This is a genomic window from Pseudomonas sp. S2_F07 (assembly GCF_054668325.1).
This window is the reverse complement of the sequence record NZ_CP162758.1, coordinates 5,079,831-5,105,258: the sequence shown is the minus strand read 5'-3', so window position 1 is coordinate 5,105,258 and position 25,428 is coordinate 5,079,831. Positions and strand designations below refer to the sequence as shown.

The following is a 25,428-nucleotide window of genomic DNA, read 5'->3' as shown; positions in this document are numbered from 1 at the left end:
TTCAGTATTTAGTATTTGTTGTCCTCGGGCCCGCGAACTAGTCTTGTGCATCTAATAAAGACGGCCGGGCCCCAGTTACAGGGAGCGCTGCCATGTCTACACAACAAGCCACACAAAAAACGAGAACCCGAAAAATGGCTGGCGCGCAGACCCCGTTGTTCACCGCATTGTTGATCGATGGTGAATTGGTTGCCGGTCAAGGCTGCGTCGAGCCGATTCTCAACCCCGCCACCGGGGAAGTCCTGACCCGGATCGCCGAAGCCAGCACCGAGCAAGTCGAAGCCGCGATCCTCGCCGCCCACCGTGCCTTTGCCGGTTGGTCACGGACCACGCCGCAGCAGCGTTCGAACCTGCTGCTGGAAATCGCCAACACCATCGAAAAAAACGCCGACCTGTTGGCCCGCCTCGAATCCATGAACTGTGGCAAGCCGTTGCACCTGGCCCGTCAGGACGACTTGAGTGCCACGGTCGACGTGTTCCGTTTCTTCGCCGGTGCCGTGCGTTGCCAGACCGGCCAGCTCAGCGGCGAATACCTGCCGGGGTACACCAGCATGGTCCGGCGCGATCCTATCGGGGTCGTGGCGTCGATTGCGCCGTGGAACTACCCGATCATGATGGCCGCGTGGAAAATCGCCCCGGCCCTCGCCGCGGGCAACACCCTGGTGTTCAAGCCATCGGAACACACGCCGCTGTCGATCCTGGCCCTGGCCCCGGCACTGGCCGAGATCCTGCCACGGGGAGTGATCAACATCGTTTGCGGTGGCGGCGAAGGCGTCGGCAGCCATCTGGTGAGCCATCCAAAGATCCGCATGGTGTCGCTGACGGGCGATATCGTCACCGGCCAGAAGATTCTGCAGGCCGCGTCGAAGACACTCAAACGCACCCACCTCGAACTCGGCGGCAAGGCTCCGGTGATCGTCTGCAACGATGCCGACATTCAGGCCGTGGTCGAAGGCGTGCGCACCTACGGCTACTACAACGCCGGCCAGGATTGCACCGCCGCTTGCCGCATTTATGCCCAGGCCGGGATTCATGACCGCCTGGTGGCCGAGCTCGGTGCGGCCGTCAGCAGCCTGCGTTTCGCCGGCAAGCGCGATGCCGACAACGAAATCGGCCCGCTGATCAGCACCCGCCAGCGTGACCGCGTGGCCAGTTTTGTCGAGCGTGCCTTGGGCCAGCCGCACATCGAGCGGGTGACCGGCGCGGCGGTGCACTCCGGTGCCGGCTTCTATTACCAGCCGACCCTGCTCGCCGGCTGCAAGCAAAGTGACGAGATCGTCCAGCGCGAAGTGTTCGGGCCGGTGGTCACCGTGACCCGCTTCGATGAGCTGGAACAAGCGGTGGACTGGGCCAACGATTCGGAATACGGCCTGGCCTCCTCGGTCTGGACCCAAAACCTCGACAAGGCCATGCAGGTCGCGGCGCGCTTGCAGTACGGCTGCACCTGGATCAACAGCCACTTCATGCTGGTCAGCGAAATGCCCCATGGCGGCCTGAAACGTTCGGGCTACGGCAAAGACCTGTCCAGCGATTCGCTTCAGGACTACAGCGTGGTGCGGCACATCATGGCCCGCCATGGCGAGCATCTCTGACTACGCTAATAACAAGCCACCAACGGCATGCTTCACCACGTTCACAACTGCCCCGACCATAATTTGAAGAAGAGGGAATTCCCATGTTCGTGCACAAGACCGCACTGCTCAGTGCAATCACTACCGCGCTGCTGGCCAGCGCCAGTGTCCAGGCCGCCGAGCCGCTCAAAGCTGTCGGGGCGGGCGAAGGCCAACTGGATATTGTGGCCTGGCCCGGCTACATCGAACGTGGCGAGAGCGACAAGGCCTACGACTGGGTGACCGGTTTCGAGAAGGAGACCGGCTGCAAGGTCAACGTCAAGACGGCGGCCACCTCCGATGAAATGGTCAGCCTGATGGCCAAGGGCGGTTACGACCTGGTCACCGCATCCGGCGACGCGTCCCTGCGCCTGATTGTCGGCAAGCGTGTGCAGCCGATCAACACCGCGTTGATCCCGAACTGGAAGAATCTCGACCCGCGCCTCAAAGATGCACCGTGGTACGTGGTCAACAAGCAGACCTACGGCACCCCGTACCAGTGGGGCCCGAACGTGCTGATGTACAACACCAACGTGTTCAAGTCCGCGCCCACCAGCTGGGGCGTGTTGTTCAACGCGCAAAACCTGCCGGACGGCAAGCCGAACAAGGGCCGCGTACAGGCCTATGACGGCCCGATCTATATCGCCGACGCGGCGCTGTACCTCAAATCGGCCAAACCGGAACTGGGTATCCAGAACCCCTACGAACTGACCGAAGCCCAGTACAAGGCCGTGCTCGATCTGCTGCGCGCCCAGCAGCCGCTGATCCACCGCTACTGGCACGACACCACAGTGCAAATGAGCGACTTCAAGAACGAAGGCGTGGTCGCCTCCGGTGCCTGGCCGTATCAGGTCAACGGCCTGATCAACGAGAAGCAGCCAATCGCCTCGACCATCCCGAAAGAAGGCGCCACCGGGTGGGCCGACACCACCATGTTGCACGCCGAAGCCAAGCACCCCAACTGCGCCTACAAGTGGATGGACTGGTCGCTGCAACCGAAAGTCCAGGGTGACGTAGCGGCCTGGTTCGGCTCGTTGCCAGCGGTGCCGGCGGCGTGCCAGGGCAGTGAGTTGCTCGGTGCCGAAGGCTGCAAGACCAACGGTTTCGACCAGTTCGACAAGATCGCCTTCTGGAAAACCCCGCAGGCTGAAGGCGGCAAATTCGTGCCGTACAGCCGCTGGACCCAGGATTACATCGCGATCATGGGCGGTCGTTGATCCCCTGACCAGATCAAAAGATCGCAGCCTTCGGCAGCTCCTACGCCGATCGCATGCACCGCAAATGTGGCGCCCTATGCAAAATCTGTAGGAGCTGCCGCAGGCTGCGATCTTTTCACAGCACACTCGATTCCGTTGAAAGAAAGCGCGCCTTTTGGGAGCACCGCACCATGACGCTTGCAGTCCAGTTCACCAACGTCTCCCGTCTATTCGGCGAAGTGAAAGCCGTAGACCGGGTTTCCATCGACATCCAGGACGGCGAGTTTTTTTCAATGCTGGGGCCGTCCGGCTCGGGCAAGACCACCTGTTTGCGCCTGATCGCCGGTTTTGAACAACCGAGCACGGGCTCCATCCGTATTCACGGCGAAGAGGCCGCCCACCTGCCGCCCTACCAGCGCGACGTGAACACCGTGTTCCAGGATTACGCGCTGTTCCCGCACATGAACGTGCGCGACAACGTCGCCTACGGCTTGAAAGTCAAAGGCATCGGCAAGGTCGAGCGCCTCAAGCGTGCCGAAGAGTCCCTGGAGATGGTCGCCCTCGGCGGCTACGGCGAGCGCAAGCCGGTGCAGCTCTCCGGCGGTCAGCGCCAGCGTGTGGCCCTGGCCCGCGCCTTGGTCAACCGTCCACGGGTGCTGCTGCTCGACGAACCCCTCGGCGCCCTCGACCTGAAGTTGCGCGAGCAAATGCAGGGCGAGTTGAAGAAGCTGCAACGCCAGCTCGGCATCACCTTCATCTTCGTCACACACGACCAGACCGAAGCGCTGTCGATGTCCGATCGGGTGGCCGTGTTCAACAAGGGCCGCATCGAACAAGTCGATAGCCCGCGCAACCTGTACATGAAACCGGCCACCACCTTCGTGGCGGAATTCGTTGGCACCTCCAACGTGATTCGCGGCGACCTGGCCAAGCAACTCAGTGGCAATCCGCAGCCATTTTCAATTCGCCCGGAGCACGTGCGCTTCGCCGAAGGCCCGCTGGCCAGCCACGAGATCGAAGTCAGCGGTTTGCTCCACGACATCCAGTACCAGGGCAGCGCCACCCGCTACGAACTGAAACTGGAAAACGGCCAGACCCTGAACATCAGCCAGGCCAACAATCAGTGGATCGACAGCAGCGCGCAACATCAGACCGGCCAGCGTCTGAGCGCACGCTGGGCGCGGGAAGCCATGGTCCAGTTGCACGACACCCTTGCCGGCGGGGTGTGAGATGAGCACCTTGGCTATTTCACAATCCTCGTCGGGCGGCTCGCCGTTGCGCAGGTTTTCCAACCTGTTGTATCGCCGGCCGAACCTGTACCTGTCGATGCTACTGGTGCCGCCGTTGCTGTGGTTCGGCGCGATCTACCTGGGCTCGTTGCTGACGCTGCTGTGGCAAGGCTTCTACACTTTCGACGACTTCACCATGGCGGTCACCCCCGACCTGACCCTGGCGAACTTCACCGCACTGTTCCAGCCGTCAAACTTCGACATCATCCTGCGCACCCTGGGCATGGCGATTGTGGTGTCGATTGCCAGCGCCATTGTCGCGTTCCCGATTGCCTACTACATGGCGCGCTACACCACCGGCAAGACCAAGGCGTTTTTCTACATCGCGGTGATGATGCCGATGTGGGCCAGTTACATCGTCAAGGCCTACGCCTGGACACTGCTGCTGGCCAAGGGCGGCGTGGCGCAGTGGTTCGTGCAGCATCTGGGGCTGGAACCGGTCCTGCAGTTCGTTCTGGGGATTCCGGGGGTGGGCGGCAGCACCTTGTCGACCTCGCACCTGGGGCGCTTCATGGTGTTCGTCTACATCTGGCTACCGTTCATGATCCTGCCGATCCAGGCCTCGCTGGAACGCCTGCCGCCTTCGTTGCTGCAAGCGTCGGCCGACCTCGGCGCCAAGCCGCGCCAGACCTTCATGCAAGTGATTCTGCCGCTGTCGATCCCGGGCATTGCCGCCGGTTCGATCTTTACCTTCTCGCTGACCCTGGGCGACTTCATCGTGCCGCAACTGGTGGGCCCGCCCGGCTACTTCGTCGGCAGCATGGTGTACGCCCAGCAAGGCGCGATCGGCAACATGCCAATGGCCGCTGCCTTCACCCTGGTGCCGATCGTACTGATCGCCATCTACCTGTCCATCGTCAAACGACTGGGGGCCTTCGATGCGCTCTGACTCTTCATCTCAAGGGCAGGCATCCCTCGGGCTACGCATAGCGGCCTGGGGCGGGCTGGTGTTCCTGCACTTCCCGATCCTGATCATCTTCCTGTACGCCTTCAACACCGAAGACGCGGCGTTCAGCTTTCCACCCAAGGGTTTCACCTTGAAGTGGATCGGCGTGGCGTTCTCGCGGCCAGATGTACTGGAAGCGATCAAGCTGTCGTTGCAGATCGCCTCGATTGCCACGCTGATCGCCATGGTCCTCGGCACATTGGCTTCGGCCGCGCTGTATCGCCGGGACTTCTTCGGCAAGCAAGGCATCTCGCTGATGCTGATCCTGCCGATCGCCCTGCCGGGGATCATCACCGGGATCGCGTTGCTGGCGACCTTCAAGACACTGGGAATCGAACCGGGGATGTTCACCATCATCGTCGGCCACGCGACCTTCTGCGTGGTGATCGTCTACAACAACGTCATCGCTCGCTTGCGCCGCACTTCCCACAGTTTGATCGAGGCCTCGATGGACCTCGGCGCCGACGGCTGGCAGACCTTCCGCTACATCATCCTGCCGAACCTTGGTTCGGCGCTGCTGGCCGGCGGCATGCTGGCGTTTGCCCTGTCGTTCGACGAAATCATTGTCACCACCTTCACCGCCGGCCATGAACGCACCCTGCCGCTGTGGCTACTCAACCAGCTCAGCCGCCCACGGGACGTGCCGGTGACCAACGTCGTGGCGATGCTGGTGATGATCGTGACCATGCTGCCGATTCTTGGTGCCTATTACCTGACCCGGGGTGGTGAGAGCGTTGCGGGGAGTGGTGGCAAGTAACTGACATCCCCCCTACACAAAGAATTCAGAGGAGATAAACATGCAAACCAAACTCTTGATCAACGGCCAATTGCTCAACGGCGAAGGCCCCGCCCAACCCGTATTCAACCCGGCCCTGGGTCGTGTACTGGTGGAAATCAACGAAGCCAGCGAAGCCCAGGTCGATGCCGCCGTACGCGCCGCCGACGCCGCGTTCGACAGCTGGTCGCATACCCCGCCGAAAGAGCGCTCGCTGCTGCTGCTCAAACTGGCCGATGTCATCGAAGCCCACGGCGAAGAGCTGGCGAAACTGGAATCGGACAACTGCGGCAAGCCTTACAGCGCTGCGCTGAACGACGAGATCCCGGCGATTGCCGACGTGTTCCGCTTCTTCGCTGGCGCCAGCCGCTGCATGAGCGGTTCAGCCGGTGGCGAGTACCTGCCGGGGCACACCTCGATGATCCGCCGCGACCCGGTGGGCGTGATCGCGTCCATCGCACCGTGGAACTACCCGCTGATGATGGTCGCCTGGAAAATCGCCCCGGCCTTGGCCGCCGGTAATACTGTGGTGCTCAAGCCGTCGGAACAAACCCCGCTGACTGCCCTGCGCCTGGCCGAGCTCGCGTCGGAGATCTTCCCGGCCGGTGTACTCAACCTGGTGTTCGGCCGTGGTCCTACGGTCGGTAGCCCGCTGGTGACCCACCCGAAAGTGCGCATGGTGTCGTTGACCGGTTCGATTGCCACCGGCTCGAACATCATTTCCAGCACCGCCGACAGCGTCAAGCGCATGCACATGGAATTGGGCGGCAAGGCCCCGGTGATCATCTTCGACGACGCCGACATCGATGCCGCCGTCGAAGGCATCCGCACCTTCGGTTTCTACAACGCAGGGCAAGACTGCACCGCTGCCTGCCGCATCTATGCCCAGGAAGGCATCTACGACAAGTTCGTGGAAAAACTCGGCGCCGCCGTCAGCAGTATCAAGTACGGCTTGCAGGATGATCCATCGACCGAGCTCGGCCCGCTGATCACCGCGCAACACCGCGACCGCGTGACCGGTTTCGTCGAACGCGCCATCGCCCAGCCGCACATTCGCTTGATCACTGGCGGCAAGGCGGTTGAGGGCAACGGCTACTTCTTCGAACCGACGGTACTGGCCGATGCGCAGCAGGACGACGAAATCGTGCGCCGCGAAGTGTTCGGGCCTGTGGTCTCGGTGACCAGGTTCAGCGATGAAACACAGGTGCTGGGCTGGGCCAACGATTCGGACTACGGCCTGGCCTCTTCCGTGTGGACCGCCGACGTCGGCCGCGCCCATCGCCTGTCGGCTCGCCTGCAGTACGGCTGCACCTGGGTCAACACGCACTTCATGCTCGTCAGCGAAATGCCCCACGGCGGTCAGAAACTGTCCGGCTATGGCAAGGACATGTCCATGTACGGGCTGGAGGACTACACCGTTGTGCGGCACGTGATGTTCAAGCATTAACCGCGATCTTTTCAGCAGACACACGGATGATGTCAGCGATTTACACCAAGGATTCACCGCAACTTAAAAAAACAATAACCACCGATCCGGGCGGCGCCCCCAAGGCCCCGCCACGGTTTCGGACATCCGAAATCTGCCGATTTTCCGGAGCAATAACACATGAGTGCATCACCCGATCTCTCTGCAGCCCTTGCCGACAGCGATGCCGAGCAACTGCGCAAACTCGGTTACACCTCCAACTTCAATCGCAGCATGAGCCTGTGGGAAAACTTCGCCCTGGGCTTCACCTACCTGTCCCCGGTGGTCGGGGTGTATACCCTGTTCGGCCTGTGCCTGGCCGCAGGCGGGCCACCTATGTTCTGGGCTTACTTGCTGGTCGGTTGCGGCCAACTGCTGGTGTGCCTGATCTTCGGCGAAGTGGTTTCGCAGTTCCCGATTTCCGGTGGCGTATACCCCTGGGCTCGCCGCTTGGTGGGCAAACGCTGGGCGTGGATGGTCGGCTGGATCTACTCCATCGCCCTGTGCGTAACCATCGCCGCCGTTGCGGTCGGTGCCGGTCCGTACCTCGCCGCCATGATGGGTTTTGAACCGAGCAACAACACCAACATCATCATCGCCCTGTTCCTGACGCTGTTCGCCACTTTGGTCAACCTCAGCGGCACCAAAGTGCTGGCGCGCATTGCCATGTTCGGCTTCCTGTGCGAGCTGGTGGGCGCGGTGATCGTCGGCGTTTACTTGCTGATCTTCGAGCGTCATCAACCCATCAGCGTGTTGTTCAACACCTTCGATATCAGCGTCGACGGCTCGTACCTGCCGGCGTTCCTCACCGCGTCGCTGGCGGGGATGTTCCTGTATTACGGCTTCGAGGCTTGCGGCGACGTGGCCGAAGAAACCCCGAACCCAAGCAAGAAAATCCCGGTGGCCATGCGCATGACCATCTACATCGGCGGCATCGCGGCGATGTTCGCCTGCCTGGCGCTGATCCTGGCCGTGCCGGACATGCAAGCGGTGATCAACGGCACCGACAAGGACCCGGTCACCACCATCCTCAACAACGCCTTCGGCCCGATCGGTTCGAAAGTGGTGATGGGCGTGGTGATGATTTCCTTCATCTCCTGCGTCATCAGCCTGCAAGCAGCGGCCAGTCGCCTGCTGTATTCATACGCCCGTGATGAAATGGTCATCGGCAGCCGACTGCTGAAGAAGATTTCCCCTACAACACAGGTTCCTGTCGCGGCCCTGTTCGTCTCCGGTGTCCTGCCGGCGCTGATCATCATCCTCGGCTTCTTCCTGCAGGACGCGGTCGCCACCATTGTCAGCTTCGCGGCCATCGGCATCTACCTGGCGTTCCAGATGATCGTGCTCGCGGCCCTGTACGCCCGCATGAAAGGCTGGAAACCCAGCGGCAAATTCACCCTCGGCGCCTGGGGCTGGGCCGTGAACATCGGCGCGCTGGTCTATGGTGTCGGAGCCATCATCAACATGGCCTGGCCACGCACCCCGGATGCCGCGTGGTACATCAACTACGCGATGGTGCTGAGTACCGCCATCGTCATTGGTCTGGGCCTGCTCTACATGTGGTTCGCCAAGCCGTATGACCATGGCATGGCGCCTGCTGGGGATGCCTGGAAAGTCAGCCGGTAACGGCATTCGCCCCGGTGCCGTCGTGGTGCCGGGGTGATCTAAAAAAACCAACAAGGATTGAATATGGATATCACCCCGACGGGGGTTGAGTCGGTTAACCCCATCTCGTTGCGTTAGCATCTGGCAACACATCCCTCTCTCTCGTTCGTGTTCGCCGCACTAGAGTTTCGTGCAACCCATGCACGCCTGCGGTTGACGAAAACCCTGGCTCGGCCTAGGGTGTTTACGTCGTTTACAGCGTATACACCTTAGGAGAGCCATCATGGCCTCACCCGTTTTGTCTTTTCGCGTCGAAGAACAATTGGCACAGCAGCTGGATTTATTGGCTGCGGCGACCGACAGAGATCGTCAGTACCATCTCAAGCGTGCATTGGTTCGATATGTGGAAGCCGAGTCCTGGCATCTGCAAGCCATCAGTGACGGCATCGCCGATGCCGACGCAGGGAAACTCACCGATCTGGATGCCGTGAAGGCTAAGTGGGCAAAACGTGCCGAGCGTAGTACTGACTGAAAAAGCCGATAGCGATCTCGATGCCATCCACGAACACTACCGAAAGGTAGTTGGCGCAAAAGCCGCTCTCGAAATCATTTCCACGATGCTGCAATCCTTTGAACTGTTGGAACAGTTTCCCGGCTCGGGCAGGCCTTCAGGCATGCCCGATGTCCGAGAGTTGGTACTTGGCCGTTTTCCCTTTATCGCCCCTTACCGATTTTCCCAAGGCCAGGTACAAGTTCTGCGCGTGCTGCATCAGCGATCCGAGCGTTCCCAGGATTGGTAGATGAGGGCATCCAGCCAGGACGGGATGCCCCATTGTTTCAAAACCTCGAAACACTCCTCATCGCATCCACCAGATACCTCATCGCGATCCTGTCGCTCTCCGACAGCTCCCGATAGCGTTCCACCAGTTTCATTTCCTCGCTATTGAGCCGGCGTCTTCGTCGCCCCAGGGCCAGACACGGAAAGATTCCCAACATTTCGGTGATGCCTTGTACTTTCGACATGGACGATGTCCTTCTAAACGTCAAAGAAAACTGCAAAAAACCGCATCGCCCTCCCCCTATTCAGCAGCCGCATCGTGCCGACTGAACCGCACCGGTCTTTCGGGCATAAACCGGTCATGTGCACAGAATAGAAATATTCCGGGCGCTGAAAAGCGGTTTTTAGAGTAATTAGTCGAAAAAAGCAGAAATGCCCTGTAAATCAGAAACCCCTGTCGGAATTGTTTCCCGACATGTCTTGTTTCATTGCCGAGCCAGCGCAATGCCATCAATCAATTTTGCTCTGCAATCGAACGGTTTAAGCTGTCGGGCATCTGTTTAAAAGTCCGTTGTGTTTGGCCGAAGGCATGTCCGAACCGATATTTCCGATCCAGCACGTGCCAGGAACGGCGCGGGATTGCTCACGACAGGTTGTATTTATGCACCGCAGGAACTTGCTCAAAGCCTCCATGGCCATCGCGGCCTACACCGGTTTGTCCGCCACGGGTCTGTTGGCCGCCAAGGCCTGGGCCGCCAGCAGTGGCACCGCTGATGGCGAGGCTACCGTGTTCGATTTCGAGGCGCTGAAGCTCCAGGCCAAGCAGCTCGCCAGCAATCGCTACCAGGACACCAAGCAGCAGTTGCCGCCGACCCTGGCGACCATGACGCCGCAGAACTTCAATGCGATCCGCTACGACGGCAATCATTCGTTGTGGAAAGAGCTCAAGGGCCAGTTGGACGTGCAGTTCTTCCACGTCGGCATGGGCTTCAAGCAGCCGGTGCGCATGTACAGCGTCGATCCGAAAACCCGGATGGCCCGCGAGGTGCATTTCCGCCCGTCGCTGTTCAACTATGAAAACACCACGGTCGACACCGCACAGCTCAAGGGCGACCTGGGCTTCTCCGGCTTCAAGTTGTTCAAGGCCCCGGAACTGGACAAGCACGATGTCGTGTCTTTCCTCGGCGCCAGTTACTTCCGCGCGGTGGACGCCACCGGCCAGTACGGCTTGTCGGCCCGCGGGCTGGCGATCGATACCTACGCCAAAAAACGTGAGGAATTCCCGGACTTCACCAAGTTCTGGTTCGAGACACCGAACAAGGACAGCACCCGCTTCGTGGTCTACGCCCTGCTCGACTCGCCGAGCGCCACCGGTGCCTACCGCTTCGATATCGATTGCCAGGCCGAGCGCGTGGTGATGGAGATCGACGCCCATGTCAACGCCCGGACCGCCATCGACCAGTTGGGCATCGCGCCGATGACCAGCATGTTCAGTTGCGGCACCCACGAGCGTCGCATGTGCGACACCATTCACCCGCAAATCCATGACTCCGACCGCCTGGCGATGTGGCGCGGCAACGGCGAGTGGATCTGCCGCCCGCTGAACAACCCGGCTACCCTGCAATTCAATGCCTTCGCCGATACCGACCCAAAAGGTTTCGGCCTGGTACAGACCGACCACGAGTTCGCCAGCTATCAGGACACCGTCGACTGGTACAGCCGCCGCCCGAGCCTGTGGGTCGAACCAACCACCTCATGGGGCGAAGGCTCGGTCGATCTGCTGGAGATCCCGACCACCGGCGAGACCATGGACAACATCGTCGCCTTCTGGACGCCGAAGAAACCGGTGGCTGCGGGGGATTCGCTGAACTACGGCTACAAGCTCTACTGGAGCGCATTGCCGCCAGTCGGAACGCCGTTGGCACGGGTCAACGCGACCCGTTCGGGCATGGGCGGCTTCACCGAAGGCTGGGCGCCAGGCGAGCATTACCCGCCGGTGTGGGCGCGGCGCTTTGCCGTGGACTTCACCGGCGGCGGCCTGGACCGCTTGCCCGAAGGTACGGGTATCGAGCCGGTCGTTACCTGCTCGAACGGCGAGGTCAAGGATTTCAGCATACTGAAGCTCGACGACATCAAGGGCTACCGCATCCTGTTTGACTGGTACCCGACCAATGACAGCGTCGAGCCTGTCGAACTGCGTCTATTCATCCGCACCAACGACCGCACCCTGAGTGAAACCTGGTTGTACCAGTACTTCCCGCCAGCGCCGGACAAGCGCAAGTACAGCTGATGATCGGGTAGCACCCTGCCACCATTCGGTTTTCCGAACGCGACCCGCGAGTCAGTTCGGTTAACCGGATCATCTCACTGAAACTTCAACGCAAAAAATATTTAATTCCCTTACAAATCAATGCTATGACCAATTTCGACTGGTCTGGCACGAGTCATGCTCTACACTTCTTCGACGAATGTCCTTTGCGCCGACTCTCAATAGCGCTCAGGTGTTTTGCAGCACAAAAGGGCCGATGAACTGGCTCCATAAAAAAAACAAAGTCGAGGAAAATTTGATGCGCATCGTTCCCCATATCCTGGGCGCAGCCATTGCTGCCGCTCTGATCAGCACGCCAGTTTTCGCCGCCGAACTCACCGGCACCCTGAAGAAGATCAAAGAGTCCGGCACCATCACCCTGGGCCATCGCGACGCTTCCATTCCGTTTTCCTATATCGCGGATGCTTCCGGCAAACCGGTCGGCTACTCCCACGACATCCAGTTGAAAGTCGTCGAAGCGCTGAAAAAAGACCTCGACATGCCGAACCTTCAGGTCAAGTACAACCTGGTCACCTCGCAAACCCGTATCCCGCTGGTGCAGAACGGCACCGTGGACCTGGAGTGCGGTTCCACCACCAACAACGTCGAGCGTCAGCAACAAGTTGACTTCTCCGTTGGCATCTTCGAAATCGGTACTCGCCTGCTGTCCAAGGCAGACTCCAAGTACAAGGATTTCCCTGACCTGGCCGGCAAGAACGTCGTGACCACCGCCGGCACCACGTCCGAGCGCATCCTCAAGGCGATGAACGCCGACAAACAGATGGGCATGAACGTCATCTCCGCCAAAGACCATGGCGAGTCGTTCCAGATGCTGGAAACCGGCCGCGCAGTGGCCTTCATGATGGACGACGCCCTGCTGGCTGGTGAAGCCGCCAAGGCCAAGAAGGCAAGCGACTGGGCCGTGACCGGCACTCCACAGTCCTACGAAATCTACGGCTGCATGGTGCGCAAGGGCGACGAGCCGTTCAAAAAGGCTGTGGATGACGCCATCAAGGCCACCTACGCATCGGGCGAGATCAACAAGATCTACGAAAAATGGTTCATGCAACCAATCCCGCCAAAAGGCCTGAACCTGAACTTCCCGATGAGCGACGAACTCAAGGCCCTGATCGCCAAACCGACTGATAAAGCGGCAGACGACAAGAAGTCCTGATTTCTGACTAACCTTATCTCCTGAGAGGGCCCTGACCCTTTCAGGAGGTGGTCACTTCCTGCTGGCATTTTTTGGAAACACTCGAACCGGTGGCTGTCGAGCCGGGAGCGTGTGCCTGTCCCTCAAGGACAGGAGGGAACGGAGCTTCCCCCAAGCGGGCACTTGTACATCGATTGAACTGAGGGGAGACCCTAATGAATTACAACTGGGACTGGGGCGTGTTCTTCAAGTCCACCGGCGTGGGCAGCGAGACTTATTTCGACTGGTACGTGTCCGGTCTGGCCTGGACCATCGGCATCGCCATCGCGGCCTGGATCATCGCCCTGACACTGGGCTCGATCCTGGGCGTCATGCGTACCGTGCCGAACCGCATCGTATCGGGCATCGCCACCTGCTACGTCGAACTCTTCCGTAACGTGCCGCTGCTGGTTCAGCTGTTCATCTGGTACTTCCTGGTACCCGACCTGCTGCCGGCCGACCTGCAAGAGTGGTACAAGCAGGATCTGAACCCGACCACCTCGGCCTTCCTCAGCGTCGTCGTGTGCCTGGGCCTGTTCACTACCGCCCGGGTTTGCGAACAGGTGCGCACCGGTATCCAGGCACTGCCAAAGGGCCAGGAATCCGCGGCTCGCGCCATGGGCTTCAAGCTGCCGCAGATCTACTGGAACGTGCTGCTGCCCCAAGCCTACCGGATCATCATTCCGCCGCTTACCTCGGAATTCCTGAACGTCTTCAAGAACACCTCCGTGGCCTCGCTGATCGGTTTGATGGAGCTGCTCGCGCAGACCAAGCAGACCGCCGAGTTCTCCGCCAACCTGTTCGAAGCCTTCACCCTGGCAACGCTGATCTACTTCACCCTGAACATGAGCCTGATGTTGCTGATGCGTATGGTCGAGAAGAAAGTCGCCGTACCGGGCCTGATTTCCGTAGGGGGTAAATGATGGAATTCGACTTCTCGGGCATCATCCCGTCTCTGCCGGGCCTGTGGAACGGCATGATCATGACCCTCAAGCTGATGGCCATGGGCGTGATCGGCGGCATCATCCTCGGCACCATCCTTGCCCTGATGCGCCTGTCCCACAACAAAGTGCTGTCGAACATCGCCGGCGCGTACGTTAACTATTTCCGCTCGATCCCCTTGCTGCTGGTGATCACCTGGTTCTACCTGGCGGTACCGTTCGTGCTGCGCTGGATCACTGGCGAAGACACGCCGATCGGCGCGTTCGCCTCGTGCATCGTGGCCTTCATGATGTTCGAAGCGGCGTACTTCTGCGAAATCGTCCGTGCCGGTGTGCAGTCGATTCCCAAGGGCCAGATGGGCGCTGCCCAAGCGCTGGGCATGACTTACGGACAGATGATGCGCCTGATCATCCTGCCGCAAGCGTTCCGCAAGATGACGCCGCTGTTGCTGCAACAGAGCATCATCCTGTTTCAGGACACCTCGCTGGTCTACGCCGTCGGCCTGGTGGACTTCCTCAATGCGTCGCGCGCCAGTGGCGACATCATTGGCCGCTCCAATGAGTTCCTGATTTTCGCGGGTCTCGTGTACTTCACTATCAGCTTTGCCGCCTCGCAGCTGGTCAAGCGTCTGCAAAAAAGGTTCGCCGTATGATCTCTATCAAAAGCATCAACAAGTGGTATGGGGACTTCCAGGTACTGACTGATTGCAGCACCGAGGTCAAAAAAGGCGAAGTGATCGTGGTGTGCGGGCCGTCCGGTTCCGGCAAATCGACCCTGATCAAATGCGTCAACGCCCTGGAGCCTTTCCAGAAAGGCGACATCGTGGTCGACGGCACCTCCATCGCCGACCCGAAGACCAACCTGCCGAAACTGCGTTCGCGCGTGGGCATGGTGTTCCAGCACTTCGAGCTGTTCCCGCACCTGACCATCACCGAAAACCTGACCATCGCGCAGATCAAGGTGCTGGGTCGCAGCAAGGAAGAAGCCACCAAGAAAGGCCTGCAACTGCTCGAGCGCGTCGGTCTCTCGGCCCACGCCCACAAGCATCCGGGCCAACTGTCCGGCGGTCAGCAGCAGCGTGTGGCGATTGCCCGTGCGCTGGCGATGGACCCGATCGTCATGCTGTTCGACGAACCGACCTCGGCGCTGGACCCGGAAATGGTCAACGAAGTACTGGACGTGATGGTGCAACTGGCCCACGAAGGCATGACCATGATGTGCGTGACCCACGAAATGGGCTTCGCCCGTAAAGTCGCGGACCGGGTGATCTTCATGGACGCCGGCAAGATCATCGAAGACTGCAAGAAAGAAGAGTTCTTCGGTGATATCAACGCCCGCGCCGAGCGTACGCAGCACTTCCTCAACAAGATCCTGCAGCACTAAAAAGCTTCACGGTCTCCCCTGTAGGAGCTGCCGCAGGCTGCGATCTTTTGATGTTGCCTTTAACAAGCAAAGATCAAAAGATCGCAGCCTGCGGCAGCTCCTACAGGGAGTCCTCTGGGCTTGTTGTTGTGGTTGACCCAAGGCATCTGTGATGAAATGCGACCCCACTCTTTATCGCGCCACGTCGCCATCACTCGCCGTGAAACCCCGTCTGGTTCGCCATTTGTTCCTGCCGCCGCTGATCATCGCCATGATGATCGGCCTGGGCTTTATCGGCTTCTGGATCAGTGAACACTACGGCATCCGCAGCCTCAGCGAAAACGGCCAGCGCCAGCTGGAACTGCACGCCCGTGCAGTCGAAAGCGAAATCAGCAAATACACCTACCTGCCCAGCCTGCTGGAACTCGAAACCAGCGTTGCGCAGTTGCTGGCCGACCCGACTCCGGAACACCGGCAGACGGTCAACGATTACCTCGAAGGCCTGAACCGGCGCAGCCGCAGTCGGGCCATCTACGTGATGGATACCACCGGTCGCGTCATGGCCACCAGCAACTGGCGCGATGTCGACAGTTACCTGGGTGAAGACCTGTCCTTTCGCGCCTATTTCCAGAACGCCGTGCGCGGTCAGCCGGGGCGCTTCTACGGCATCGGCAGCACCAATGGCGAACCCGGTTACTACCTGGCCCACGGCCTGGAAGAACACGGCAAGATCATCGGCGTCGCGGTGGTCAAGGTCCGTCTGGAGGCCATGGAAGAACGCTGGCAACGGGCACGCCTGGAAGCCTTCGTCAGCGACGAAAACGGCATCATCATTCTGTCCAGCGATCCGGCACGACGCTTGAAATCGGTGATACCGCTGAGCGAAGAAACCAAGGAAAAACTCGCCCGCAGCCTGCAGTACTACTGGTTCCCGCTCAACGAACTGCAGCCGCTAGCCCGGGAAACCCTGTCCGAAGGCGTGGAAAAACTCACGTTCCCGGCCAATAGCGAACTGGTGTCCGACGATGAAAACATCAGCTACCTGGCGCAGACCCGGCCGCTCGGCGATACGCCGTGGAATTTCACCCTGCTCACGCCGCTGCAGGACCTGCGCCGCGAAGCGATCAACCAGGGGATCCTGGTGGCCGTGGCGTTTGCCCTGCTGGCGTTCCTTTTGATCGCCTGGAACGAGCGGCGCAAGGTGATCGCCACTCGCCTCGCGGCCCGGGAAGCCTTGCAGGAAGCCAACAGTCAGCTGGAGCGTCGGATTACCGAACGCACCACCGACCTGCGCGCCAGCAACGAACGGCTCAAGGGCCAGATCCGCGAACGCCGGCAAGCCGAAGAGACCTTGCGCCGCGCCCAGGATGAACTGGTACAGGCCGGAAAGCTCGCGGCCATCGGCCAGATGTCCACCAGCATCGCCCACGAACTGAACCAACCGCTGGCAGCGCTGCGCACCTTGTCCGGCAATACCGTGCGCTTCCTCGAACGCGGCCAGCTCGACGTGGCCAGCACCAACCTCAAGACCATCAACGAACTGATCGACCGCATGGGCCGGATCACCGCCAGCCTGCGCTCGTTCGCCCGGCGCGGTGACGACAAGGGCCAGGCCTGCCTCGGCAAAGGCGTGGACGCGGCCTTGCAATTGCTCGGCGGCCGGGTGGAAAACATTCACCTGCAACTGCACCGCGATTTCACCGATGTGCAGGTGCAGATCGACCAGACCCGCCTGGAACAGATTCTGGTCAACCTGATCGGCAACGCCCTCGACGCCATGCAAGCGCAGCCACAACCCGAGCTGTGGCTCGAAGGCGAAGCGTTCGATGGCAAATACCGCCTGCGGGTGCGTGACAACGGCCACGGCATCGATGCCGAAGCGCGCAAGCACCTGTTCGAACCCTTCTTCACCACCAAACCCGGCGAACAAGGCCTGGGCCTGGGCCTGACCCTTTCCGCCAGCCTGGCCGCCGCCACCGGCGGTCACCTGGGTGTCGAGCACCCGGCCAGCGGTGGTACCGCGTTCGTCCTCAGTTTACCGTTGGTAAGCCCCACTCCCGCCGAGCCAATATGAACAACGACCTTAGTGTATTGATCGTCGAAGACGACCCCCATGTACTGCTCGGCTGCCAACAGGCGCTGACCCTGGAGGACATTCCCTGCATTGGCGTGGGCAGCGCCGAAGAAGCCCTGGAGCGGGTCGGCGACAACTTCGCCGGCATCGTCGTCAGCGACATTCGCCTGCCGGGCATCGATGGCCTGGAATTGCTGACCCGTCTCAAGGCCCGGGACCGTAGCCTGCCGGTGGTGCTGATCACCGGGCACGGCGATATCTCCATGGCCGTCGACGCGATGCAGAAAGGCGCCTACGACTTCATGGAAAAGCCGTTCTCCCCGGAGCGCCTGGTGGATGTGGCCCGCCGCGCCCTGGAGCAACGCAGCCTGGCGCGGGAAGTGTCGTCGTTGCGTCGGCAACTGGCCGAACGCGATTCCCTCGAAGGGCGGATCATCGGTCGCTCGCCGGCCATGCAGAACCTGCGGGAACTGATCGCCAACGTTGCCGATACCTCGGCCAACGTGCTGATCGAAGGCGAGACCGGCACCGGCAAGGAATTGGTTGCCCGTTGCCTGCACGATTTCAGTCGGCGGCACACCAAGCAGTTTGTCGCCTTGAACTGCGGTGGCCTGCCGGAGAACCTGTTCGAAAGCGAAATATTCGGCCACGAAGCCAACGCTTTTACCGGCGCGGGCAAACGTCGGATCGGCAAGATCGAGCACGCCGACGGCGGCACGCTGTTCCTCGACGAAGTGGAAAGCATGCCCCTGCCCTTGCAGATCAAACTGCTACGGGTGTTGCAGGAACGCACCCTCGAACGCCTCGGTTCGAACCAGAGCGTAGCGGTGGATTGCCGCGTCATCGCAGCGACCAAATCCGACCTCGTCGAGTCGAGCAAGGCCGGCGAGTTCCGCAGCGACCTGTATTACCGCCTCAACGTGGTGACCCTGGAACTGCCGCCGCTGCGCGAACGCCGCGAAGACATCCTGCAACTGTTCGAACACTTCCTGCAGCAGTCGTCCCTGCGCTTCGACCGCACGGTACCGGAACTGGACAACCAGACCGTTTCGAACCTCATGAGCCACGACTGGCCGGGTAATGTGCGTGAACTGCGCAACGTTGCCGAGCGCTTTGCCCTGGGCCTGCCGGCGTTCAAGAAAACCGGTGCCGGCGCCGGCAACCAGGGCCTGGCCTTTGCCGAAGCGGTGGAGGCGTTCGAGCGCAACCTGCTCAGCGACGCCTTGCAACGCAGCGGCGGCAACCTGACCCAGGCCAGCCAGGAACTGGGCATGGCCAAGACCACGCTGTTCGACAAAGTGAAAAAGTACGGCCTGAGCCATTGAGCAAAACCTGATCGCCCACAACCTCTGTAGGAGCTGCCGGAGGCTCCTACAGGTGATCAGGGGTTAGAGGAGGTTGCGATCGGCCACAGGCTCGATCTGCGCCCAGTGCGAGGTGTCTTCACGGTGCTCGCGCAAATACGGCAACACCGCCCCCAGCAACGGCGCCTTGAATGCCTCCTGGAAGCGATGGGCCAGACCCGGAATCAGGATCAATTGACTGCCACGCAGATGCGCCGCCAGATGCACCCCGTGCATCACCGGCAGCAGCGGATCGGCCGTGCCGTGCACCACCAGCGCCGGTACCCGCAATTGATTGAGCAGCGCCACCCGGCTCGGCTCGGCGAGAATGGCCATGATCTGGCGTTTCACACCCTCGGGATTGAACGCCCGGTCATAGGACTGTGCCGCCTGATGCAGCAGCGCCTGGCGATCGTCGGTGACCATCGGGCTGCCCAGTGCCGCCAGCAAGTCGGCCTGTTGCTCCAGGGCCACTTCGCGGTTCGGTGCGCCGCGCCGGGCCAACAACTGCACCAGCGCCGCACTCGGCGCCGGCAAGCCTTCGGCACCGGAGGTGGTCATGATCAGGGTCAGGCTCTCGACCCGTTGCGGTGCCATGGCCGCCATGCGCTGGGCGATCATTCCGCCCATGCTGGCGCCCAGCACGTGGAATTGGTCGATGTGCAAGGCGTCCATCAAGCCCAGGCCATCCTCGGCCATGTCGGTCAGCGAATAAGGCGACGACACCGGCAATCCGAGTTTGTAGCGCAAAACTTCGAAAGTCAGGTTGGCTTCGGCCGGTGCTTGCCGCCAGGTTGACAGGCCTACGTCGCGATTGTCATAGCGGATCACCCGGAACCCCTGCTGGCACAGGGCGACCACCACTTCGTCCGGCCAGTGAATCAATTGCCCGCCCAGGCCCATCACCAGCAGCAATGCCGGATCGGACGCACGGCCGATGCTCTGGTACGCCAGGCTTACCTGGGCCAGATCCACCCGTTCGGTCGGAACATTGACGTCACAACGCGAAGCCGCCATGGACGGCAGGCCGAACAACAGCGCGGCCAACAAAACGATTCGTGAAAGGAATGAAGCACCCATGGAAAAACACCAAAACGCAGAACCCCAGTAGAGCGCGAGTCTGATGAAGTTTGTTCAAGCGCGCTGCCACAGTTCCATGACAGTTTGATGAAGAGTGCCGAGCGGTCATCAGGCGTCAGATTCAGCCTCGCAATAACTATGTACCACCCGCCCTTTTGACGACTGTCTCCTAATGCCCGCACCGCCGGCACGGCCCGGCCTTCTGGAGATTCATCGTCATGGTTGACGAAACCACCCCCCTAGCGGCCGATTTCGGCCTTGTTGTTCCTTTGCCCGCGAACCCGGACCAAGGCCTGACCCTGAGCGCCTCGGAGCGCTGGAATGAATGCTGTGAACAGTGGCGGGCGCTTATGGCGCAAAATCCGCAGTCGCCGCTCGCCAGCACTTGGTGGAATGCCCGTGCGCGCGGTACGGATCAGTCACGCCGGGCTCAGGCCAACCGCTTGTATCGTCAGCATTTCGAAGCGTCGAGCCAATGGGCGTTTGCCCGGGGCATCCTGGATGTCGAACAGTTCCAGACATTGCAGGCGTTCATCGATCCGCCCGTGCAGACAGCAACGCCTGCCACTGCACGGCATTACGTCGAGCAAATGCAGTTCAAGGATGACAAAGGCCTGTCAATCGAACTATCCGGCGCGTTGGTCATCACCCGGGACACAGCCCAGCCGGTCGCTCAATTGCTGTACTTGCCTTCCCGGCCATCGGCCTGGATGACCTTTGAAAGCCGAGTCGATATGGAAAGCTGGCTGATCGAACATCAGCCGCAGATGTTCGACCACCCCCGGCTACCGACAGGTACCCTCAGGGTCTATTACACAGTGCTTGAGCGCAGCGTACTGCAGACCAGTGCTCAATCCTTGTGGGCACGATTGCCTGTCACCCCTGGCGATCGACTGCGTAACGAATTGATCCTGGCCCCGCCCGCCAACCTGCCGGACGCGGATACCAACGACGACGATGTCCTGTTCGGCCAGTTGAGCCCCGATATTCCACTGGGCATCCGTCTCCATGCACTGGCGCAACAGCGCACGGCACTGGATGCCTTGTTGGGCGATAACTTTCAGGGCAACCACACTGACCCGCGCCTGCAACGTCTGCAACGGCAAATGGACGAGCTCACGACGGCCGAGCAGGCCAGCACCCGCGCCGCAACCGCGCTGCTGCACACCGACAGTGCGCAGCAAATGCTGGAACTGCGCCACAAAAACCGCCCGCACTACGCCGCCCTTTACCAGGCGCGCCTGGACGGCCTGCGCGCCGAAGCCGAGCTGCAATTGAGCCTGAACCAGATCAGCCACGAGGAACATCAGTGGTTGATCTGTGTACTGGATGCACCGGATCAACCACGCCCGGCCGGAGTGGTGGTGGCGCGTCTGGTGTTGTCGATGATGGATACCGAAGGTGATACCCCCCGTACACAAACCCAGGAACTGGACGGTGTATTGCTGTTTGCCCAGCCATCGGCCTTGCTGCCGTCCTCGACCGAAAGCCTGTTGCTCTACTGGCCGGGACGTTTCGGTGGCCTGCAACGGTTCACCTCTCGACAGGCGCTGGAACAGACGCTGTTCAAACTGGCGGCCAACGACAACAGTCAAGCGCTGCATCTCTTGCCGCTGGCTGCAAACCCGTTCGAATACGCCTTGCAGAACCAGCTTCATGGCTGCGTACAACAAGTGGCACGGCTGCTTTCCGCCAACCGGGATCCGTCTCGCGCCAGTCAACGCGAAACAGAACTGGAAAAGCTGCGCGAACAGACCCTCGCCTGCCTGACGGTTCCTGTCCACGCAGCCCGAGAGCTGGCGCACCAGCATATTGTCGAGCAAGTTCACAGCAGTGCACTGGCCGCACGTTTGCCGGCGTGGCACGACGCCCTGCCCACCGTGCAACGTGAGCGGATCAAGACGCTGTTCAAGTCCTACATCGAGGCCATGAAGCGCTCCCATGAATGGCTGGAGCGCGAGTTGCCGCCCCGCGACGCCTTCAGCAAAAAAGCCATTGATGCCCACCTGCGCCAGGCGTTCGGCCTGAGCCGGAACGTTGACGTGCTACTGGACGTGCCTGACGCCACCACCTGGCGCAAAGTCGTCATCGAGGGTGCGGCACCGGGAACCCCCCAGGAAAACGTGCTGGTCGCCAGCGAGCAACGCAGCAAGCTGTCCCTCGGAGACCTTGCGCAAAGCAACATTGATCAGGCGATGTCGTGGCGACTGTCGTTCATGCAAGTCGAGACCAGCGGCGGCGATCCGACAGATCGACAGAAGCTGAAAACCGGCATCACCCAGGCCTGGCTGCGAAAGATGGCCACCGAACTGGACCTGGCCGGACAGTATGAAACGCTGATCCGTGAAACCTTCCTCGGCACCTCGCACGCACCGACCTTCAGCAATGAATACCGCCACGAATGCCTGAGCGAACCCTGGCGCCTGATGCTGCGCCTGCAAGGCGAGTTCGCCGTGCTCGCCAAAGACATCAATACCGATGGCCAGCAGGTCCTGGACATTGCCATCGATGCCAACAACCGTGACGCTTTCAGCGCCAATGGCAAACGCATCCAGCTGCTGCCGGCACACCTGACGGTGGGCGGTAAGGACACCCATGGCCAGGGACCGAGCACCTTGTCCGGCGTCACGTTTATCGTGGAGCAGATCAGCGGCCTGACCCTGCTTTATCTGCCCGACAGTCCAGACGGTGTTTTTCTGCGTCAATTCGACAGTCTTGAAGACGCTCGGATGCGCCTGTTCAACGACTGCCTGCGCAGCTCAATGGTCAACTACCTGGCCGGCCAGGCCTTGAAGGGCGATGTCACCCACCACGTCAGCCGGATCAACCAGGCCCGGTTGAGAAACTTCGACACCCTGATCGGCGTCGGTACGCCCTGGCCAGCCAGTACATCCCTGGCAGCACATCTGTTGAATGTGCACATGGGCCGCTTGCTGGAAGCCCATCGGGCGACGTCTCGTTCCAACGATGCGTTGTACCTGGAACAGGTTGCGCTGCAATCCGGCGCGATGTTCAACTACCTGAAAATGGCGCTGGGCGTGGTGCCCTTCGTCGGCACGGCGATTGCCTTGTACGACGCCTGGAGCAGCGCCAACCTGGCAGTGGCGGCGTTCTTGCGCGGAGATGTCGGCCACGGGCTGGCCGAGGTCGAAGCAGTGCTGTTGTCATTAATCGACGCGGCCATGGATCTGCTGCCCGGCGCCAGTGCGGCACCTTCGGCAGCGCTTGCCATCACCCGCCAGCGCCAGTTGCGCGCCGTGAGCAAGAGCGTCGGCGCACTGCGCGGTTCGACGCAGCGCCAGGCACAACGAACCCTGGAACGCTTCAAGGGCTATGAATACGAACAGATGATTTCACTCGCCGGCCTGCAACCGGGCACCGAAGGCATCTATCGCAACGTGTATCACCACGCCGACGGCGACGTCATGCTCAGCCAGGGGCGAATCTATCGCATCGAACTGGAAGGCAATCCACCCCGCTGGCGTTTGAGCGGCACCAGCAGCCGGACCTACAAACAGCCAATCGCCCTGGATGAGTCCGGCCACTGGAACACCCACTACGCAGTATTCGGCACGGTGATCGAAGGCGGCGGCGTGGGGGGAGGCGCGGTGCTTGGGCACATGGCCGATGGACTGGACCCACTCTGGCCGGTCGCCATACGCCGCTGGCTGCCGCGCTGGTGGACGGATCGGGCCCTGCGTCGACAACTGACCCTGACCAATACCGCCGACGCCTACACCCGGCGGCTGGACACCCAGACCCGAAGCAGCAACGCCACGCTGGAGCACTACTTCGCCCTCGAACCCGATCAGCGCCCGGCCTCGCGCGCCAGAGCCGACATCGCCTGTGCGAACGATATCGACCTTGCCCAGGCCCAATACCTGAATCTCGATGAGCTGATGTTGTACAGCCATGGCCGCAAACGCGTGCAGATCGAAGACATTCAAAGCCGCTGCGCCTGGATCATCGTCGACCGTTCGGTGCGACGAATCGGCCTGGTCAAGGAGCGGCTGGTGGAGCACCTCAACCGTATCGATCAATTGGTCACACGATCAGACACCACACCAGCCACTGATACCGCTGCGCACTTGCAGCTCATGGCGCAGCGCAAACTGGTCCGCAAAGACTTTCTCAAAGATTTCGATCAGCTCCGTACGACGGTCGAGGAAGCCAACCGCTGGAACCGCCGGATCACTAACAGGACGCAAAAGTCGAAGATGGTGGCGGACATGGCGACCGTGAATGAAAAACTCAGCGACGCCAATCACTACTATCTGAAAACGGCACACACCCTGGAAATCATCACCCGTTATGACGCGGTGACCGACCTGTCCTGGATATACTTCCACACGCAGTTGAAAACAGCCCGCAACAAGGTCGGCCGCGCATTACTGACACAGCATCACCTGCCACAGGTGAGCGCCACCGTCAGCCAGCGCAACAAAGTCCTCGAAGACTGCCTGGCGACCTATACCGAGTTCCGTCGCCAACTGGGCGCCTGGACCATTGGTTATTCGCAGCACCTGGACCAGGAGCAAGTCACCGCGTTTCTGGACAATCTGGACAAGGTCGAGGAATTCGCGCGCCATGCCATCAGGACCCGCCCTTCGGTGGTGCCCAGGGAAGGACGGCCCGGGCAGCAACTGTTCGAGACCGAAGACAACCAGTTGTTGATCGGTATCGCCAGCACCGACGCGGCCTCCCGGCAAAAACGCTTCACCATTCAAGGGGTTGGTGGCCACACGGAAACCTGGCTCCCGCGCTCCAGCGGCAAATATCACCTGAGCGAACCACCGAAATCCACCCAGCCGGCACTGCCGACCGACGTCAGGCCACTGCTGAGCGAAGCCAGAAAAAGGCTGGGAAGCACGGACGCCTATACCGACAAAGTCAAAGGCTACGCGCAGCAAAACACGCTGCCGGTCGACCTTGAGCACATGATGAGCAGCGAAGCGGCGGAGTTGACCCTGCGCGCCCAGGCCATCGAACGGTTGTCCCCCACCGAGACCGTGGCGCAACAGTTGCGCACGCGGGCGGATGAAATGCTGAGCACGGGGCGCACCCTGCGCATCGAGCAAAGCATGAACAGCAAAACCCCGACCGAAGGTTATCTGGACTATTTGGTTGAACAACAGATGGTGGACATCCGCAAGGAAGGCGGTTTGCGCGACCTGGGCAAACGCCCGGACGGACGACGGGATTTCCTCCAGGAGTACGAGGTGCGTGACTTGCGCCACGAACCGGCGCAAACCCTGTGGTACGCACACTTCCACTACACCTCGGCCAAGCCGCAATTCAGCGACTTCGTCAAAGGCCATCTGAAACGGCCGGAACAACGCAACCTGGGTCTGCAATGGCAGAAGGACATGGCCGCCAGTGGCGGTACGGTCGAGGCGATCTGGCGCGGCGACATCGGCAAACCGCTGGGCAACAAACACTTTTCCACGCTGTAAAGCAGCAACG

The 25,428-nt window shown here is 60.9% G+C and carries 19 protein-coding genes; 17 read left to right on the top strand and 2 right to left on the bottom strand.

Annotated features, from left to right (window positions below):
- The first annotated feature begins 92 nt into the window (after positions 1 to 92).
- From AB4O40_RS23055 to AB4O40_RS23015, 9 genes are all read left to right on the top strand, one after another.
- Positions 93 to 1,592, top strand: a complete 1,500-nt coding sequence (locus tag AB4O40_RS23055) for a gamma-aminobutyraldehyde dehydrogenase (RefSeq protein ID WP_082562881.1) — start codon at positions 93 to 95, stop codon at positions 1,590 to 1,592.
- Between the two features lie 83 nt (positions 1,593 to 1,675).
- The gene (gene ydcS, locus AB4O40_RS23050) at positions 1,676 to 2,827 is read left to right on the top strand and encodes a putative ABC transporter substrate-binding protein YdcS (RefSeq protein ID WP_223542179.1); all 1,152 of its coding nucleotides are present in this window, start codon (positions 1,676 to 1,678) and stop codon (positions 2,825 to 2,827) included.
- Positions 2,828 to 2,997: 170 nt separating this feature from the next.
- A complete protein-coding gene (locus tag AB4O40_RS23045) occupies positions 2,998 to 4,035 on the top strand; it encodes an ABC transporter ATP-binding protein (protein ID WP_056721071.1) in 1,038 nt (345 codons plus the stop codon).
- Between the two features lies 1 nt (position 4,036).
- Positions 4,037 to 4,984, top strand: coding sequence for an ABC transporter permease (locus AB4O40_RS23040; protein ID WP_056721073.1), 948 nt, complete (start codon positions 4,037 to 4,039; stop codon positions 4,982 to 4,984).
- Positions 4,974 to 5,798, top strand: a complete 825-nt coding sequence (locus AB4O40_RS23035; protein WP_056721079.1) for an ABC transporter permease — start codon at positions 4,974 to 4,976, stop codon at positions 5,796 to 5,798. The genes AB4O40_RS23040 and AB4O40_RS23035 overlap by 11 nt, the downstream gene beginning before the upstream one ends.
- Before the next feature lie 40 nt (positions 5,799 to 5,838).
- Positions 5,839 to 7,263, top strand: a complete 1,425-nt coding sequence (locus AB4O40_RS23030) for a gamma-aminobutyraldehyde dehydrogenase (RefSeq protein WP_056721081.1) — start codon at positions 5,839 to 5,841, stop codon at positions 7,261 to 7,263.
- Between the two features lie 159 nt (positions 7,264 to 7,422).
- Entirely contained in the window at positions 7,423 to 8,907 is a 1,485-nt protein-coding gene (locus AB4O40_RS23025) for an APC family permease (protein WP_460057899.1), read from the top strand.
- Between the two features lie 262 nt (positions 8,908 to 9,169).
- Positions 9,170 to 9,418 carry a CopG family ribbon-helix-helix protein gene (locus AB4O40_RS23020; RefSeq protein WP_056721085.1) on the top strand — a complete coding sequence of 83 codons (249 nt, stop codon included), beginning with the start codon at positions 9,170 to 9,172 and terminating at the stop codon, positions 9,416 to 9,418.
- Positions 9,396 to 9,686, top strand: a complete 291-nt coding sequence (locus AB4O40_RS23015; RefSeq protein WP_082562882.1) for a type II toxin-antitoxin system RelE/ParE family toxin — start codon at positions 9,396 to 9,398, stop codon at positions 9,684 to 9,686. Before AB4O40_RS23020 ends, AB4O40_RS23015 begins: the two co-directional genes overlap by 23 nt.
- A gap of 37 nt (positions 9,687 to 9,723) precedes the next feature.
- Here AB4O40_RS23015 and AB4O40_RS23010 read toward each other — a convergent pair whose 3' ends face one another.
- Positions 9,724 to 9,909 carry a hypothetical protein gene (locus tag AB4O40_RS23010; RefSeq protein ID WP_046041279.1) on the bottom strand — a complete coding sequence of 62 codons (186 nt, stop codon included), beginning with the start codon at positions 9,907 to 9,909 and terminating at the stop codon, positions 9,724 to 9,726.
- A 416-nt stretch (positions 9,910 to 10,325) separates the two neighbouring features.
- Here AB4O40_RS23010 and AB4O40_RS23005 point away from each other — a divergent pair, with 416 nt between their 5' ends.
- The 7 genes from AB4O40_RS23005 (at position 10,326) to aauR (ending at position 18,867) form a co-directional block, all read left to right on the top strand.
- A complete protein-coding gene (locus AB4O40_RS23005) occupies positions 10,326 to 11,954 on the top strand; it encodes a glucan biosynthesis protein D (protein ID WP_056721089.1) in 1,629 nt (542 codons plus the stop codon).
- A gap of 277 nt (positions 11,955 to 12,231) precedes the next feature.
- A complete protein-coding gene (locus tag AB4O40_RS23000) occupies positions 12,232 to 13,146 on the top strand; it encodes a glutamate/aspartate ABC transporter substrate-binding protein (RefSeq protein ID WP_046041277.1) in 915 nt (304 codons plus the stop codon).
- A 194-nt stretch (positions 13,147 to 13,340) separates the two neighbouring features.
- Positions 13,341 to 14,087 carry an amino acid ABC transporter permease gene (locus AB4O40_RS22995; RefSeq protein ID WP_056721091.1) on the top strand — a complete coding sequence of 249 codons (747 nt, stop codon included), beginning with the start codon at positions 13,341 to 13,343 and terminating at the stop codon, positions 14,085 to 14,087.
- Positions 14,087 to 14,758 carry an amino acid ABC transporter permease gene (locus AB4O40_RS22990; RefSeq protein WP_056721094.1) on the top strand — a complete coding sequence of 224 codons (672 nt, stop codon included), beginning with the start codon at positions 14,087 to 14,089 and terminating at the stop codon, positions 14,756 to 14,758. The genes AB4O40_RS22995 and AB4O40_RS22990 overlap by 1 nt, the downstream gene beginning before the upstream one ends.
- Positions 14,755 to 15,489 carry an amino acid ABC transporter ATP-binding protein gene (locus tag AB4O40_RS22985; RefSeq protein WP_056721096.1) on the top strand — a complete coding sequence of 245 codons (735 nt, stop codon included), beginning with the start codon at positions 14,755 to 14,757 and terminating at the stop codon, positions 15,487 to 15,489. The genes AB4O40_RS22990 and AB4O40_RS22985 overlap by 4 nt, the downstream gene beginning before the upstream one ends.
- 151 nt (positions 15,490 to 15,640) lie before the next feature.
- Positions 15,641 to 17,542, top strand: coding sequence for a two-component sensor histidine kinase AauS (gene aauS, locus AB4O40_RS22980; RefSeq protein WP_409078251.1), 1,902 nt, complete (start codon positions 15,641 to 15,643; stop codon positions 17,540 to 17,542).
- A 44-nt stretch (positions 17,543 to 17,586) separates the two neighbouring features.
- Positions 17,587 to 18,867 carry a two-component response regulator AauR gene (aauR, locus tag AB4O40_RS22975; RefSeq protein ID WP_236709755.1) on the top strand — a complete coding sequence of 427 codons (1,281 nt, stop codon included), beginning with the start codon at positions 17,587 to 17,589 and terminating at the stop codon, positions 18,865 to 18,867.
- A 63-nt stretch (positions 18,868 to 18,930) separates the two neighbouring features.
- On the opposite strand, the gene AB4O40_RS22970 is transcribed toward aauR, so the two are convergent.
- On the bottom strand, positions 18,931 to 19,965 hold the full coding sequence (locus AB4O40_RS22970) for an alpha/beta fold hydrolase (RefSeq protein ID WP_056721101.1): 1,035 nt from the start codon (positions 19,963 to 19,965) through the stop codon (positions 18,931 to 18,933).
- Positions 19,966 to 20,183: 218 nt separating this feature from the next.
- Between AB4O40_RS22970 and AB4O40_RS22965 the strand changes: the two genes are divergently transcribed.
- Positions 20,184 to 25,418, top strand: coding sequence for a dermonecrotic toxin domain-containing protein (locus AB4O40_RS22965; protein WP_460057908.1), 5,235 nt, complete (start codon positions 20,184 to 20,186; stop codon positions 25,416 to 25,418).
- The last annotated feature ends 10 nt before the right edge of the window (positions 25,419 to 25,428 follow it).